12 protein-coding genes and 1 pseudogene are annotated in these 16,704 nt (G+C 46.5%); 1 reads left to right on the forward strand and 12 read right to left on the reverse strand.

The window, feature by feature from the left end:
* Positions 1–179: 179 nt before the first annotated feature.
* From mltG to HMPREF3216_RS04590, 12 genes and pseudogenes are all read right to left on the reverse strand, one after another.
* Positions 180–1,337 (reverse strand): endolytic transglycosylase MltG, encoded by a 1,158-nt coding sequence (mltG, locus tag HMPREF3216_RS04535; RefSeq protein ID WP_060787141.1) that lies wholly within the window; start codon positions 1,335–1,337, stop codon positions 180–182.
* 94 nt (positions 1,338–1,431) lie between these two features.
* Positions 1,432–1,896 (reverse strand): annotated as a pseudogene (gene ruvX, locus HMPREF3216_RS04540) (Holliday junction resolvase RuvX); the annotation flags it as partial.
* Between the two features lie 60 nt (positions 1,897–1,956).
* A complete protein-coding gene (gene alaS / locus HMPREF3216_RS04545) occupies positions 1,957–4,641 on the reverse strand; it encodes an alanine--tRNA ligase (protein ID WP_060787143.1) in 2,685 nt (894 codons plus the stop codon).
* A gap of 41 nt (positions 4,642–4,682) precedes the next feature.
* Positions 4,683–4,961, reverse strand: coding sequence for a hypothetical protein (locus tag HMPREF3216_RS04550; RefSeq protein ID WP_060787144.1), 279 nt, complete (start codon positions 4,959–4,961; stop codon positions 4,683–4,685).
* Positions 4,961–5,395: a DUF948 domain-containing protein gene (locus tag HMPREF3216_RS04555; protein WP_060787145.1), complete on the reverse strand. Its 435-nt coding sequence runs from the start codon at positions 5,393–5,395 to the stop codon at positions 4,961–4,963. The genes HMPREF3216_RS04550 and HMPREF3216_RS04555 overlap by 1 nt, the downstream gene beginning before the upstream one ends.
* 120 nt (positions 5,396–5,515) lie before the next feature.
* A complete protein-coding gene (locus tag HMPREF3216_RS04560; protein ID WP_060787146.1) occupies positions 5,516–6,190 on the reverse strand; it encodes a histidine phosphatase family protein in 675 nt (224 codons plus the stop codon).
* A 96-nt stretch (positions 6,191–6,286) separates the two neighbouring features.
* On the reverse strand, positions 6,287–7,666 hold the full coding sequence (gene galT, locus HMPREF3216_RS04565; RefSeq protein ID WP_419471003.1) for a galactose-1-phosphate uridylyltransferase: 1,380 nt from the start codon (positions 7,664–7,666) through the stop codon (positions 6,287–6,289).
* 1,191 nt (positions 7,667–8,857) lie between these two features.
* Complete coding sequence (rpsD, locus tag HMPREF3216_RS04570; RefSeq protein WP_004113375.1) at positions 8,858–9,484, reverse strand: 30S ribosomal protein S4; 627 nt, start codon at positions 9,482–9,484, stop codon at positions 8,858–8,860.
* A gap of 455 nt (positions 9,485–9,939) precedes the next feature.
* Complete coding sequence (locus HMPREF3216_RS04575) at positions 9,940–10,695, reverse strand: ABC transporter ATP-binding protein (RefSeq protein WP_060787153.1); 756 nt, start codon at positions 10,693–10,695, stop codon at positions 9,940–9,942.
* A gap of 25 nt (positions 10,696–10,720) precedes the next feature.
* The gene (locus HMPREF3216_RS04580; RefSeq protein WP_060787147.1) at positions 10,721–11,932 is read right to left on the reverse strand and encodes an ABC transporter permease; all 1,212 of its coding nucleotides are present in this window, start codon (positions 11,930–11,932) and stop codon (positions 10,721–10,723) included.
* 60 nt (positions 11,933–11,992) lie between these two features.
* Positions 11,993–12,391 carry a DUF4418 family protein gene (locus HMPREF3216_RS04585; RefSeq protein WP_060787148.1) on the reverse strand — a complete coding sequence of 133 codons (399 nt, stop codon included), beginning with the start codon at positions 12,389–12,391 and terminating at the stop codon, positions 11,993–11,995.
* 219 nt (positions 12,392–12,610) lie between these two features.
* Positions 12,611–15,532, reverse strand: a complete 2,922-nt coding sequence (locus tag HMPREF3216_RS04590) for an ATP-dependent helicase (RefSeq protein WP_060787149.1) — start codon at positions 15,530–15,532, stop codon at positions 12,611–12,613.
* Positions 15,533–15,940: 408 nt separating this feature from the next.
* On the opposite strand from HMPREF3216_RS04590, the gene HMPREF3216_RS04595 reads away from it, so the two are divergent.
* Positions 15,941–16,522 (forward strand): xanthine phosphoribosyltransferase, encoded by a 582-nt coding sequence (locus tag HMPREF3216_RS04595; protein WP_060787150.1) that lies wholly within the window; start codon positions 15,941–15,943, stop codon positions 16,520–16,522.
* Positions 16,523–16,704 lie beyond the last annotated feature (182 nt).

The following is a 16,704-nucleotide window of genomic DNA, read 5'->3' on the forward strand; positions in this document are numbered from 1 at the left end:
GAGCGTTGTGAGACAAGAATTAGCCAGCCCTCATACACACCAAGCTAGGAAAACCGCTCGCGCGTTACAGCGCGCTCACGTCTTCGCCGCGCAGAAGCAGTGCTTCTGCCTTGAGCGGCTCAGCGCTCTGAAGGAGTTTGAAATGCGTTATGCAATTTCAAACTCAGTCAAAGCGCGCGCTAGTTAGCGTTTTCGTTGGAGCGCTTATACTCGTCGCGAATCTTTAAGAAATCGTCGTAGTTATCCGCAAACTTAGTTTCGCCCGTCTTTAAGTTGGTGGTAACAAAATAAATCCATGGACCATTTGCTGGATTAAGCGCCGCCAAAATCGCGTTATCTCCAGGAATACTTATAGGAGTAGGCGGCAGCCCCTTGTGAATCCTAGTGTTGTACGGATTGCTTGCATCGTCTAGCTGCGATTGCGTAAGATTAATCGCCTTAATCCCAATGCCGTACGCAACCGTGGTATCCATTCCCAAAGGCATGTTTTTAGCTAAACGATTTAAGATTACGCGCGAAACTTTGCCGTAGTATTCGCGATTATTGACTTCCGCTTCTGCAATGGATGCAATTTTAAGAATCTTTTGACGCAAATCGCCCTTAGGAACACCTAGAGAATCAAGCTTTTTAACGCGCTTATCTACCATTTTTTCAAGTATTTTACTAGCAGACTTCATGGCTTTTACGTTGTAAACTCCAGGCTCTAACCATCCTTCAAAGCTTCCGCCCGCTTCTGGAGGCAAAATCCCCATTCCGTCTGCGATTTGAATTGCGTTAAATTGAGCAATATCGATTCCAGAGATTTGCGCAGCTTTGCGAATAACGTCTGTTGCGCGCTCCCCTGCCTTAACGTCTAAGAATCCACCCGCCTTGCTTTGGTCGGAAAGAATGTCCACTACGTCCATGGAATTCATGTGTTTTTTAAGCGCGTAAATTCCTGGATACAAAATCTTGTTGTTTGCGGCAACAATGTTGGAAAATGTGGATTGTGACTTTACAACCTGCGCTTTAACAAGGTTGTTTCCCACTTCTAGCGATCCTTGACCTGGCTCAATCGTAAATTCAACGAACCCACTTCCAGGCCCTGGCCAGTCTTCCATAATTGCCGACTGACTATTATTTCTTACATAAACTGCAACGCGATATAAGCCATATCCAACAACAAATAGCAGCGCAAAAACTAGTGCAAGAATGAATGCAACTATGCGATTTCTTTTATTTTTGCGATTTTTACGCGCTTTAATCGCTTTTCGGGATTTTGGCGGCACAGGAGGATTGGAGGAATCGTGGCTCCATTTAGCGTTTTGATTGAAAAAATCGTCTATATTCTCACTCATTAAACGCTTCCTTTCTGCTGTAATCGCCTTGCGGGTCACTTTGTAAATTACTTTGCGTGTCGCTTTGCAAATCGCCTTGCGAGTCGCCTTTTATATTTTTACAAGCATTTTTGTAATCGTCAATCGCAGATTGCAAAATCAACACTGCCGACTGCTGATCAACCATTGGACGATGCTTTTTAGTGGAAAAATCAGCATCTAACAGTTGTTTATGAGCAGTAACTGTTGTTAACCGCTCGTCTTTAAAAACGACTTCTGGAATAAAATCAAGCGACCAATCGCCATAATCAAAAAGCGATTTAATGCGTTTGGCTAAATTAGCACCCCATCTGCGCGCTTTTTTGGCAGACTTGCCCTCGTATCCGTCTAATTGCAAAGGCAAACCAATTACAACTCGGCTCACGTTATTGTCTTCAATAATGTTAAGAACATCTTCAATAGCGTTAAACGAGTCACCATAAGCCTGAATATTGCCAATTGGGTGAGCAAAAGTCAGCTCAGGGTCGGACTTAGAAAGCCCAACCCTGGCATCTCCTAAATCAATACCTAACCACACCATGAATTTTATGCTGCTCTTGGTAAAGATTATATCGTTTTGTTTTAAGCGTGTAGCTACGCACTAGTCGAGCTTAGCCACTTCGCTCTTAACAGCCTCAAGCGCTTCGTCAATCTTAGAAGCATCTGCGCCGCCGCCCTGAGCAAAGTCTGGCTTGCCGCCACCGCCGCCGCCAAGCACCTTGGAAGCAGTACGCACAAGATCGCCAGCCTTAGCACCAGCCGAACGAGCAGCCTCGTTAGTGGCCACTGCAACCATTGGCTTATCGCTCTCATTTACGCCGCACAACGCAACGATTACTGGTGAATCTTCGCCCAAGCGAGAACGAACGTCAAGAACCGTCTTGCGCAAAGCGTCGAAGGAACCGAAGTTTCCAACATTCTTTACAGCAAGCTTAACCTTGGCGCCGCTTTGCTTAGCCGCTTCAACCAATTCTGGAACAGCCTCGTTAAGCTGCGATTCGTAAACAGAAGCAAGCTTGCGGTCGGAATCCTTCATCTTGTTAAGCAAAGACTCTAAGCGCTCAGCCAACTCGTCTGGACGAGCGTTGACCATGTCCGAAAGTTGCGCAACCAATGCGTGTTCGCGAGCGCCATATTCGTACGCTTCTTCGCCGCAAAGCGCGTCGATTCTGCGTACGCCAGAGCCGATAGAAGACTCAGAAAGGATTGTAACCATACCAATCTTGCCCGTGCTCTTAGCATGAGTACCGCCACAAAGCTCACGGCTCCAGCCGTCGCCAATTTCTACAACGCGCACAATATCGCCATACTTTTCGCCGAACAAGTGCATTGCTCCAAGCTTGAAAGCGTCGTCGATTGGCATCTCCTTTGGAACAACTTGCAAGTCTTCGCGAATGCGCTCGTTTACGCGAGCCTCTACGCGCAACAATGCATCTTTATCAACAGCCTTTGGCCACTGGAAGTCAAAACGCAAGCGATCTGGATCTACTACAGAACCGCGCTGAGTTGCCTGTGGGCCAAGCTCCTCACGCAAAGCCTTGTGAAGCGTGTGAGTTGCAGTGTGGCTTCTAGCCAAAGCAGCACGGCGCACCTGGTCAATATTGGTGTTTACAGGAGCACCAACGCTAAGCGTACCTTCGGTAAGTCGGCAGCTGTGAACAATCAAATCCTTGATTGGACGCTGAACATCGTCAACTTCCAAAATTGCGCCATCGTCGGAAATAATCTCGCCCTGATCGGCAATCTGGCCGCCACGCTCAGCGTAGAATGGCGTGCGATCAAGAATAACTTCAACGTTTGCAGGAGCGCTAACGCTTTTAACAGAGCCCTTGCCTGCTTCAACAATCGCCAAAACGTTTGAGCGGCTGGAGAAGTCTGTGTAACCGAGGAAGTCGATTGGCTTTTCGAGTGCCTTCTTAATATCGTCGTAAACGCTAACGTCTACATTGTGGCGCTTCTTCAAAGCATCCGCACGAGCGCGGCCCTTCTGTTCGCTCATAAGCTCGCGGAACTTAGCCTCGTCAACCTTAACGCCCTGCTCAGCAGCCATCTCCAGAGTCAACTCAATTGGGAAGCCGTAAGTATCGTGCAAAGTAAAGGCGTCTGCACCGCCAACCATAGGTTCGTCCTTGTGTTCTTTCTTAGCTTTTTCCACAGCCAAATCAAGAATAGTCGTACCCTTTTCTAGAGTGCGGCGGAAGGCATCTTCCTCACCGTATGCAGCTTCGCTAACCTCGTGGAAAGTGTTGTTAAGCTCTGGGTAGCTTGGCTCCATAGCGCCCTTAGAAACTGGGAACAAGGTTGGCAAAACTGGATCTTGCACACCAAGCATACGCATTGCGCGAACAGTTCGGCGAAGAAGACGGCGAAGAACGTATCCACGGCCAACATTGCTTGGACGCACGCCATCGCTCATAATCATCAACGCAGAGCGCACGTGATCTGCCACAACACGGAAACGAACATCCGCATCGGCATTGCTTCCGTACTTTACGCCACTAAGCTTTTCTGCAGCTTCAATAACTGGGTAAACTTCGTCGGTTTCGTAAATGTTTTCCTTGCCTTGCATAAGGTAAGCCAAACGCTCCAAACCAGCACCCGTATCGATGTTCTTTTGATCAAGCTCACCAACAATATGCAAATCGGTCTTAGACTTTACGTTGTCTACTTGGAAGTTCTCAAAAACCAAATCCCAAATCTCAATAAAACGAGATTCGTCTGCAGCAGGACCTCCATCCTTGCCGTATTCTGGGCCGCGATCAACGTAAATCTCGGAGCATGGGCCGCCAGGGCCAGGGCCACCAGTAGTCCAGAAGTTATCTTCCATGCCAAAAACTTGCATGTGCTCTGGGTCAAAGCCCTCATTCTTCCAGATTGCGCGAGCTTCGTCGTCGTCTGTAAAAGTAGTAACCCAAAGCTTTTCTGGGTCAAAACCATAGCCGCCCTTATCTTGAGGAGTTGTTAAAAGCTCCCAAGCATAGTGGATTGCTTCTTCTTTAAAATAGTCACCAAAGCTAAAGTTTCCAACCATTTGGAAGAAGGTGCCGTGACGAGTGGTTTTGCCAACTTCGTCAATATCGAGCGTACGCACGCATTTTTGATTAGACGCCATTCTGCGAGAAGGAGGCGTTTGCTCTCCCAAAAGATAAGGTATGAATGGAACCATGCCTGCAATCGTAAAAAGCGTCGTTGGATTTGGAGAAATCAGCGATGCCGAAGGCACGACCATATGGCCATTCTTGGCAAAATAATCAAGATAACGCTTTGCAATTTCTGCTGTGCGCATGGGTACGAACTCCTTTTTTATTTATCAGACTTAGTATAAGACTACTTAGTATAAGACTTATTTGTAAACGAATCATCACGTTTATCGGCGTACTTGTCGGCATACTTAGAGTTAAGCTGCGACTCGTGGGCTTTTCTGCTGGAATTAAAATCATTGTACAAAGACAAAATCGTGCTTAAAGTAAGATTCTTTGGGTCTTTATCGAAGAAGAAATTCCTAGCGCTTTGTGGGAACTTTTCCTTAACGTACGCGCGAGCCTTTGTAACAGACATAACTCCCATTACAAAACCGATGCAAATCCAAAATAAACGCTTAAACATCACTCCCCCTTAGGCATAAATGACTCGCCAGAATTTGCCGCGTGCCTAGCAGAAGATTCTGCAGCATCTGTTGGAACAGTAGCTTTGTTAAAGAATGCGTTAAAAGTATCTTTAAGCGCGTAGCAAGCAGAGGCAATTTTAACAACTGGCTTTCCAAGAAAAGCACCATACAAATCCGTAAGAGCGCCAACATTTGTAGCAGTAGTGCGAGCTGCGCCCGTAACGGCATTAACGTCTTCTAAGGTTTTGTTCACTTGCTTTACTGTAGTAACAGATTCGTCGATAGCAGGCAAAGCGTGTTCGCCCGATTCCTTAACGGTTTGAGCAATCTGATTAAACATTTTACCCAGCCTAATAAGCGGATAAATCATAAATCCCGAAAGCACCGCAAACGAAATAGCCGCAATTAGAGCAGCAATGTCTCCAACGCTCATCGTAACCTCTTTCCTGCTGTTTTGCACACGACTACCCACGCAATGTATTTAAAAGATTAACGAAGAGTCAAGACTCTTTTTAAAAATTTAACGAACAATTTTTTAGCAAACTTATTGTATTTACTCGTTGTATCCCTTAATTGTTATAGCCTGATCGATTGGAACTGCCGTGTTGAAATCAAGGCGAGTTACACTTCCATTTTGCGGGCGTTCGCTTAAATCGTAGCCAACAGGGGCAAAACGATGCATAAGACTTAAAAGCGTGTTTCCGTGGGAGATTTGCAAAACGTTGTCTCCGTCTTTTAGCGCTGGGTTGCTGGCGATTATTTTAAAACCACCTTCAACGCGCTTCCAATATTCAATATCTGACTCCGCATCGTGGAATGGGTCGGCCTCTTTAAGCATGTCTCTAGTTGCAGCCAGCCCAAACTTTTCAACGATTTCGTTATATGTTTTTGCTCCGTGAGGCGCACCTGCAGCCCACCAAGCCATATTCATATCTTGACCTTCAAAATAGCCGTAGCATTGCTCGCGAAAATGCATATCGCTTACAAGCTGTGGGCGTGCATGAGTGTGCTTTTCGTTTTCGATTAAAATGCGCTCAGCTGTGATTTGCGCGCGAGTTGTATCGGAGCAATATGCGGCAGCAAAAACAATGTTCTTAAGCTTTTGAGCTGCTAAATCGGCGTCTTTAAGCCCTTTTGGTGTTAATGGAGAATTGCTCCAGCCTTGCAAGCGATTATAACAATTAAACATGGTTTGGCCATGACGAACTAAATAAAGATGCAGCAACATAACTTAATCATCTCACTTTTTGAGTAAAACGCGCAAAAATTAGACTGATTAAAACTAATCAAAACTGACTAATCAATGCTGACTAATCAAAACTGACTAATCAAGATCAACATCTCCTAATTCTTGGAATCGCTTTGCAATCAGCTCTGGAGTGGTATCGGAAATCCAAGACGCCATTCCCGCTTCCGACCCAGCCAAATACTTGATTTTATTGGCATCTCGCATAAACGAGAAGAATTGCAAATTAAGGCGATAATGCGAACGACGAGAATCGTGCACAGGAGCTTGATGCCATGCTGCAACGTAAGGCAAATCAACGAATTCGCTAGAAGAAGAATCGAAAGCTAACGAATTACCTGCAGATGCAGATTCTCCCGCGTTCAAAGGCGATAATCCAAAGAACTTATTAGCACGCCTAAGAAGAGTTATGTAGATTTGCGCCAAATCCCAACGCTCTTGATCGTCAAGCTGATCCAAAGTAAGAACGTCTCGAACAGGAGCAACATGCACCTCTAGCGGCCAACGCGCGGCGGCTGGAACATACGCAACCCAACTGTGATTATGCATAATCACGCGCTTTTTAGCCTCAATCTCTGAATTCATTAAATCCTTAAGAAGATTGCTGCCAGTGCGCTCAAAATAAGCCTCCGTGTGGCGCAACTCCTGCTCCAACCTAGGGGCAATAAATGGATACGCATAAATCTGACCATGAGGATGATGCAAAGTCACGCCAATCTGGCTTCCGTGATTTTCAAACGGATAAATCTGCTCAATTCCTTCGATTTGGCTAATTTCTGCGGTTCTAAACGCCCAAGCTTCAACAATCGTGCGCATACGCAAGACGGAAAGATTAGCTGGCAGCATGTCTTCGTTGGAGCTAAAGCAAATCACTTCGCATCGTCCAGCCGCAGGAGCCTGCTTCCACAGCGGATTTCCATCAACGTATGTTGTTGTGTTTGGAACGCCTGCAACCTTTGCCATAGCTGGGTAGCGATTTTCAAAAACAACAACGTCGTAATCTTCGTCTGGAATTTCGCCATTTTGGTACTCGCACTGTGGCTTTCTGCCAGCAAATGGGTCGATTCTTGATTTAGTAGAATCCGCCGCAGAATCCGCCGCAGAATCATGATTATTTGAATCCGCACTAAGAATAGTAGCTGGTCGCTTTGCCCACAACCTAGACATTGGAATCCAGTCCCCAGTAAGCGGATCTTGTCGCATTTGCGGCGCCTCGCTAGGAACCTCATTTCCATTTTCATCAACACGCGAAGTAAAGCGATACGGCAACTTTCTAGGGTCAATCAGCTCCCTTGTTTTGTGGCCGCTAACATATTCTGGATTGTCGTCTATGTAGAAAAAGTCGCGACCGTCGGAAAGCTTTGTTGCTGTAATGCGAATATGCTCGCGCGCGTAGGTTCCTGGGCGGTACAACTTATACGGATACTCTCCGCCAAAATCGCGAATCGGAGCTTGCACTGGGCGCGGCGGCTCTTGCGAATCAATATCGCCTAAAACCGCAGGCATCTGCTGCGTTGCGTACAACGAATCTCGCACATCTGCCGCAGCTTCTCCTTCCGCTTGAGCCACAAGGCTACTAAGCGACGAATCCCCAACACCCGTGCTTGTAATCTTGCTCATAACCGTCTCGTTTGCACCGCCAGCTTTGTTTCTAGCGCGAATCGCCTTAACGTCTATTGCGTCAAAAGCATCTGTGTCTTCTAGGCTTTTTTCGACTTCTCGCTCATCTGCCTTCTTGTGCTTCGAAGCATCGTCAATCTCGAATCCTGCAGCTGCTCCGCCTTCAAAGCCGCCGCCTGGGCCTGCAAATCCAGCCGTAGTTGGAATATTGTGCAACCCATCAATCTTTTTAGGCTCTACCACAAAACCACCCCTTCAAAAGTATTATTGGCAACGTCTAATGCATGTTTGCAAATTGCGCGCGCGGCATTTTGTTGTGCGGCTAGCGAATTCGCTTTGGTATTTTGTTGAGACATCTTTGACTCCATCGTCTCTTTTACTCTTTGTCTTCTTTGTCTTCTTTGTCTTCTTTGTATTTATTACGTTTTCTTGTTTTTACGTTTTCTTGTTTGTATCTTATTAATCACACGCTTTAGACGCTTAGTTATCTATTATATATTTTCTTATTCAACACTCGCACAATGTTATATTTTGTAATATAACGGGCGCTGTTGTAATTATTATATGTGATTTTGTTTTGTTATTAAAGTGTTTTGTTGCAAAATGTGCGGTTGCTTGCGACCTTTCCCTAACAAAAGTTAATACGCACCAACACATAACCAGCTTTTACGTAATTCATACTGCTTTTATACGAGCACACTACGCGCTAAGCAAAAAGGCAGGTCGTCGCGCCTGCTTTTGTTTCCCAAAACACCAAAAATGGGAACAAACGCGGGGAAAAATAAACAAACACGGGCAAGTGTTCTTGCTTTTGTTCCCAAAATCGGCCAAAACGTAAACAAACGCGGGGAAAAATAAACAAACGCGGGCAAGTGTTCTTGCTTTTGTTCCCAAAATTGGCCAAAGCGTAAACAAACACGGGGAAAAATAAACAAACGCGGGAAGAATCGCAAGAAAAACGCATTGACCCCCACTATGCAATGCACAGCAGGGGTCAAGCGGTATGTCCTTAAGAATGAAATCCAGAATTTAGCGAGCGTAGTACTCGACGACGTACTGGATGTTGACTTCAACTGGAATCTGATCGACTTCCGGCTTACGAGTCAAAGTAGCCTTCAAAGAGGCAAGATTTACATCGAGGTAACCAGGAACTGCTGGCAAAACGTCACGATGAACGCCTTCAGCAGCCATCTGGAATGGCACCATTGTCTGGCTCTTAGCGCGAACCTGAATGGTCTGGCCTGGCTTAACGCGGTAGGATGGGCGATCAACAAGATTGCCATCTACCAAAATGTGACGATGCACAACAAACTGGCGAGCCTGAGCGGTTGTGCGAGCAAAGCCTGCGCGCAAAACCAAAGCATCAAGACGGGTTTCCAAATCGGTGAGCATTGCGTCACCAGTCTGACCTGCAGTGTGCGTACCCTTTTCGTAAGCTGCACGAAGCTGCTTCTCGGAAAGACCGTACTGAGCGCGAAGACGCTGCTTCTCGCGAAGACGTACTGCGTAATCGGACTCGGTACGACGACGAGTGCGGCCGTGCTCACCTGGAGCATATGGACGCTTCTCGAAAATACGCTGAGCCTTTGGGGTCAAAGCGATGCCGAGGGCGCGAGAAAGACGCACCTGACGGCGAGAACGCTGAATATTAGTCATTACTAATCCTTTTATTCTGTCGTTATCTGAACGGAACGTGAACCAAACTTTACGATTATTCACGCTGAGCCGGCCTCTCCAGTGCTTCTTCGTGCAAACACACGAACGCGAAAGCATTAAAACGCATAAAACGCCATAATTCTTGCGCGCCGACCCACTGATGGGCTAAGGCTCCAGATAATGCCTACGAAAATAGGCATCGTTCCCCATACTACTCCGCGCCATAGAATATGCGCGACGACCTGCCTTTGTGCTTGAGCGTAGCGCACAAAGGCAATTCGGAGCGCTGAGCCGCTTAAAGCAGAAGCATTGCTTCTGCGCGGCGAAGACGTGAGCGCGGCTAATCCGCGCAAACGCTTTAAGCTACAAAGTGCGGAAATGGTTGACGCTTTTTGTACGTGATTTAAATCAAATATGGTACAAAATGCGGAAAATCGCTCGCGCGGTCTAAGCGCTCAGTCAAAGCGCGCACGAAGAACACCAGAGTCCATTGTGTAAACGAAATCAGCGCTTGCTGCAACCGATTCATCGTGAGTCACAACTAAAACCGCTGCTCCGCCTAGCGCCGACTCGCGCAAAAGATCTAAAACAATACTTGTATTTTGCGAATCCAAATCGCCAGTAGGCTCGTCCAAAATCAGCAGCCGAGGCTTGTTAATCAAAGCGCGCGCAATCATAACGCGCCGCATTTCTCCGCCAGAAAGCTCACGCGGGTAGCAATGCGCAAGATCATCCACGTTAAGGCGCTTAAGCAAATCCATAGCGAAGGAAGTCAAGCTAGCATCTAAAGAAGACGCAGAAGACGCAGACACAGAAGACGCCTGCGCAATCCTAACAGGCAAAATAACATTATTCAGCACATTCAAATTAGCAAGCAGCGTCTGCGATTGCGTAACAAAACCAATGTTTTTAGCGCGAATCGCAGAAATTTGCTCATCGCTTATAGATGGCAGCGAAATATTGCAGCCAAAAATCGTAACGCTTCCACGAGTAGGCTTTAAAAGCCCTGCAATCATGTTTAAAAGCGTTGATTTTCCATTTCCAGACTTGCCCACAATCGCAACAAAATCGCCAGACTTAAGCGAAAAATCAACATTGTCTACAGCAATAAACTTGCGATTTTTGCGCTTAAATTCGCGAGTAACATTTTTAAGATTTACAACCAAATCGCCTAAATCGCCTAAATAGTTGCTAACCACTTTATTCGCCATCTTGCTCGCCACTTTATTCGCCACTTTATTCGCCATCTCTCAAAGCTAAATACGCTTCCTTGCTTGCGATTCGCCCAACAATAATCGCAGAAGTTACCAGAACGCTAACAAGCGAAAACGCTACAGAAACCGCCGCAAGAGCGCACACAAACCAAGCGTCCGACTCCAAATACGGCAACTGCAATTGGCTAGAAATCGCAATGTTGTATGGGAACAAAATAAGCGAAGCAAACGCAACACCAATCACGCCTCCCGCAACGCCAATCACCGCCGACTCTAGCGAAATCATGCCAAAAAGCATGCGTCTATTTGCGCCCAAAATCCTCAATGAAGCAAATTCCCTCTTGCGCTCAGATGTAGAAGCCGCAAAAACGCACACAAGAATCAAAACGCCCACAGCCCAAAACGCTAGAATGCCAAGAAAAATCGCCTTGTTTAGCACCTCTAAGCTCTTTTTAGTCTGCTCGGTAATTCCGCCTGGAAACACCATTCCAAGGCTTTTAATTCCGCTAGTTTTACGAATATTTTCCGCAACGCTTTTAGCGCTAAAACCTTTGCGCACCTTTACAAGAACCGCACTAACAGCCTTGCGTGCGTACTTTGCTGGAATCGCAGTGTGCCCAACTTTCGAAGAATATTTAACAACCGCTGGAATCGTGTCTCTGTTTACAAACACCGAGTTATCTAGGCTAGTGCCCGTTTTGGCAAGCTGCGCAACAATCGGCCATTCGTGCCCGTACAAGCGAACCGTGTTTTTGTAAGACACAAGCACGTTTGCGCCCGCAATCATCTGCCCTTTTTTAAGCTCGCTTTTGTGCTGCGAATAAATCCATGGCGCAATCACAAAGTCGCTAGCAGGGTCAAAACCTATGATTTGCAACTTTTCTGCGCAGCATCCAGCAGATAGCGAAGATATGTAAGTTTGCACGCTTGCTTTTTCAACGCCCTTTGACTTTCGCACAAAATCCTCAATATTGTTTGTAAAGTAAAACGTGCTCGATCCGCCATTGGTAAGCAACGCTTCCGCGCGATTGTACGTGTTTTGTGGAATCACCATAATATCCGCGCCAAGGCGAGCGCGCATACTGTTTAGGCCGTTTGAAAGATTTAGGGAGACTAGCGAGCCGCCAAAAAACACTGCAGCTAAGCACGCGGAAACCACGATTAACGCGGCGGTTCTAAGCGGCTTTTGCTTTAGGTTTTCTAGCGGCAGGCTTTTTAGAGTAAATTTTTGCATTGTATTTGCGTTATATTCGCACTATATTTGCGCGGACTTTTCATCGCCGTTTGCTGGCGACTACTCAGCCTCTTTCTTTGAATCCAAATACACAGCAACGGCAGCAAACACAGCTGCTAACACACCCAAAACAACCAAAGTTGGGCGCGTTGTGGAAGCGCAATGCATCATCGGGCTTTTGCAAACTCCGATTAGGAAAGTTGGCACTGCGATTGCAAGCAGCGCGTTTACAATCACGGCAATGCTTAGGCCCGCACGCAAAGGTGCTTTTACAAACAACGCAACAACGCCAAGAATCGCTATAACAATGCCGATTCCTAGTGCTGCGCGGCCAGTGTAGTAGCATGCCATGTGCATTCCGTTGGCGGATGCGCAAACTTTTGCAAAACTAATAGGCGCGATGGCGATTAATACGCCAAAAACAATCGCGGGAATTGATGCGAACAACCTGTTTTTCATAACTGTCCTTTCGTTTTCAGTGCAGTTTTCAGTATGTTTGCGTTTCCATTTTTTCAAGCATCAAGCACTAAATCAAGACTTGAAAAAGCGGTGTTATTCTGTATAATCGCGCCCGCGCTCAAACGTAATAATGTTTAGATATTCCAGTTTTTATCGGCAATCTTACGATTAGTCGCAATCTTGGCAACAAAAATTACTTAGTCTGCTTAATGTCAAAAATCAAAGTTTTTCTATTGGAGCAACTCTTAGCATAAGTCGCTTTACGCCGTCCGAACCGAAGTCAACTGTAATAATTGAGTTTCTGCCCTTATCTTGTGTTTTAAGAACAGTTCCAAGGCCGTAGGTGTCGTGCGAAATTTTATCGCCTTCGTGGAAATCATTTATGTTTAAGTGATTGTCTTTTTCTTGCAAACTCTGCTTTTTGTAAGATAATGACGATGCAGACGATTGCAAATTTGAGGTGGACGATTGACTCTGGTACGATGCGCTTGATTTTCTTGCGATTCGAGTGGTAACTTTGCCAGACTTTGAGCCGTACGACTTGCCGTATGAGTTGCCATACGAACTAGAGCCATACGAATTGCCATAGCTGGACTTTGAACCGTATGAATTGCCGTAGAGCGACTTGCCATAACGCGACTTGCTGTAGCGAGATCCGCCGTGGCTCGAGCCTCCATAAGTGGTGTAGGAATCGTCATCCCAACCGCCGTCATCGCTAAAATCGGAGTCAAAATCAGCGTCAAAATCTCTGCCCACTCCCCTAAGTCCAGCACGCATAACGGCCGCTTCTGTGCGCTTCCAGCAAATCAAATCCGCAGGAATCTCGTCCAAAAACTGACTTTGAATCATCTCCTCCGACTTGCCCCATTGCGAACGCTCAGCAGCCCAAGTAACGTACAAAATTTTCTTAGCGCGAGTTATGCCAACGTATGCAAGACGACGCTCCTCGCAAAGCTCCTTTTGATTGTCAACACAGCGCGAATGAGGGAAAGTGCCCTGCTCCATGCCAGTTAAAAACACAACGGGGTACTCCAAGCCCTTAGCCGTGTGAAGAGTCATAAGCGTAACTTTTCCAGTATCTTCGCCCTGGTCTGGAAGCTGATCCGAATCCGCAACCAAAGCCGTAGTCTCCAAAAAACCAGCAACATTAGCATCAGGCGTATTCTGCTCATACTCGGCTGCAACCGATTGCAATTGAGACAAATTATCTACCCTAAATTCGTCTTGAGGGTCTTTAGATTCTTGCAAATCCTGCAACAGTCCGCTTTCGTTAAGCACGTTCTCTACAACCTTAGAAGGCTTGGAATCATTAGCTTTCATAAAGTCAATAAGCGAAGTAATAAGATCCCTAAAACTCTTAAGAGCGTTTGCAGTTCTTGCAGGAACGCCGCCGTCTTGTTCGATTTTGTCTATATTGCTAAGAGCCGCCCAAAAACTGATGGAATTTTGCTGGGCGTATAGCGCAATAATCGACTCCGCACGCGCTCCAAGACCACGCTTTGGAACGTTTAAAATGCGGCGCATATTAACATCGTCATCAGGGTTTGCAATAGATTGCAAGTAAGCAAGCGCATCTTTGACTTCGCGGCGCTCATAGAACTTAGTTCCGCCAACAAGTTGATAAGGCAAGCCCGACTTAATAAGCGCATCTTCTAAGCTACGCGATTGCGAATTTGCGCGATACATAATCGCAATATCCGAGTAATTTACGCCGTCTTCGCTTGCCAGGCGCGCAATTTCTTTGGCAACCCACGCCGCCTCGCTTTGCGCGTTATCTGCCACATAACCGACGATTGGCGAGCCTTTGCCTAAAGACGTCCACAACTTTTTAGGCTTGCGATTAGTGTTGTTGGAGATCACGGCATTTGCAGCGTCCAAAATTGTTTGCGTAGAGCGATAATTCTGCTCCAACATAATTGTTGTAGCGTTTGGAAAATCCTGCTCAAAGTCTTGAATATTGCGAATATCTGCGCCGCGGAAAGCGTAAATCGACTGATCGGAATCGCCAACAACCGTGACTGACGTGACTGAAGAATGCGGAAGCTGGGAGGAATCAGCGCTATTATCGTCAACACCATTATCGTCAACGCCTGCAAGCTGGCGAATCAAAACGTATTGCGCGTGATTAGTATCCTGATACTCATCCACCAAAATGTAGCGGAACTTTCGCTTGTAATACGCGCTAACCTGCGGATTTTGGCGCAAAAGCTTAACCGTTAGCATAATCAAATCGTCAAAATCGGCAGCATTAGACGCACTAAGTCTACTCTGATATTCCGCGTAAACGGCTGCGTAAAGCGCGTCGGCATGGCTGGAATTGCCTGCAGAATTAAAGCCAGATACGCCAGATATGCCAGACACAGAAGCGCCTGGCTTATAATCGGGCGCGTAATTTTTAAGGCTTTCTTGCCATGTAACCAAATTATTTTTAAAATCAGATATCTTAGACAATAAAAGTTTCGGCGTAAACTTTTTGATATCAATATTCAATTCGGATGCGATTATTTTAACAAGACGTTCGCAATCGGCTGAATCGTAGATAGAAAAGCCTGATTTTAAGCCGATTGAATCGCCATGAGCGCGAAGAATCTTAACGCAAGCAGAGTGGAAAGTAGAAACCCACATGCTGTTTGCGGCAGGTCCGATTAGGCCTGCCAAGCGCTCGCGCATTTCCGCGGCCGCCTTGTTTGTAAACGTGATTGCAAGAATCTGGCTCGGCCACGCCTTGCGATTAGCCAAAATCCACGCGATTCTGCGCGTAAGAACACGCGTTTTGCCGCTGCCTGCGCCCGCGCCGATTAAAAGTGCGGGGCCAGTGTATTGAACCGCCTTGGATTGCTGTGGATTTAGGCCTTCTAAGAGCGTTTGCGGGTTGATTTCGGGGATGTTGGAGGATTGAGCAGCGGAAGATTGCGTGATTGGTGCAGGTTGAGCAAGTTGTGCAGTTTGAGCGGAATCTACGGAAAAATCGCCAGCCACCGTAGAATCAGAAACTTCGCTCATCATATCTTCATTAACAGAAGCATCACTAACAGAAGCATCATTCTGCTCGCTGGCATCTTTGTAAATAGAAGCATCGCTCTGCTCACTGGCATCTTCTGGATTGCCAAACAAATCAAAGTCGTAACCGTATTTGCTCAAAGCCCCTGCTCCTGTGTTTCAAATCGCAAAATTAAACTCTAACCAATTTTAACGAACCCCAGCCAAACACAAATCGCGCGTTTTGCACTGTACGCATTACGCAAATCTGTAGTGCGATTGTACATAAAATACGGCGTGTTGTATCGCTCGCTCGCTACAGCGCGCGAACGATATGACGCTTTTTGTAGCTCAACACGCTGTCCAGAACTACAAAATGCGGAGTCATCTTCCGCTTTTTGTAGCTCCGCGGGACGTTTTGAACAACATTCTCGGGAAAATCGCTCGCGCGGTCTAAGCGACTTGGATGAGCGCTTAAAACGTTGTTCATAAAATGAGTCAAAGCGGGGGGTAAGCTATACAGATACACGCTGCACACGCAAAATACGGCGCCACTAGAAAGGAATAATCGTGCAAGAACTGGAAGAACGCATCCAAAAAGAAGGCATTGTTAAGCCAGGAAATGTTTTGAAAGTCGATGCATTCCTTAATCACCAGTGTGATTGCGCGCTTTTTGACGCAATGGGAGCCGCATGGGCGCAGCATTTTAAAAACACGCAGATTAACAAAATCCTAACAATCGAGTCTTCGGGAATAGGAATCGCGTGCGTTGCGGCGCGTCATTTTGGCAACGTCCCAGTGGTTTTTGCAAAGAAAGCGCAATCAATCAACCTGGATGGCGATCAATACGTGTCTACCGTATTCTCGTTTACAAAGCAGCGCGAGTTCCCTGTAATTGTGTCTAGAAAGTATTTGAGCGCAGACGACCGCGTTTTGATTTTGGACGATTTTTTGGCAAATGGCAAGGCTTTGCAAGGGTTGATTGACATTTGCAACCACGCTGGAGCCACGGTTGCTGGAATTGGCATTGCGATTGAAAAGGGATTCCAAGGCGGCGGAGATGCGTTGCGCACAGCTGGATACGACTTGGATTCGCTGGCGATTGTGGATTCGATGGATCCTAGCGATGGGTCAATCACCTTCCGTAAATAGCTGCTCAGTGCTTAGAGCATAGCGCGCGATATTTCCTATTTGGTATTGCGTGAGGGCTGGGTGTTTCTTGTCTCACAACGCTCCGCCTATTATGGGTAGTCTGTTGTTGCGGTTGTTCCGATTTGGCTTTAATTTTGTTTTTTTGCATTTAAGTTTGTTTGTAGGGTGAGTCATTGGACTAT

It is taken from the genome of Gardnerella vaginalis, from assembly GCF_001546455.1.
In the GTDB taxonomy this organism is placed as follows: domain Bacteria; phylum Actinomycetota; class Actinomycetes; order Actinomycetales; family Bifidobacteriaceae; genus Bifidobacterium; species Bifidobacterium vaginale_B.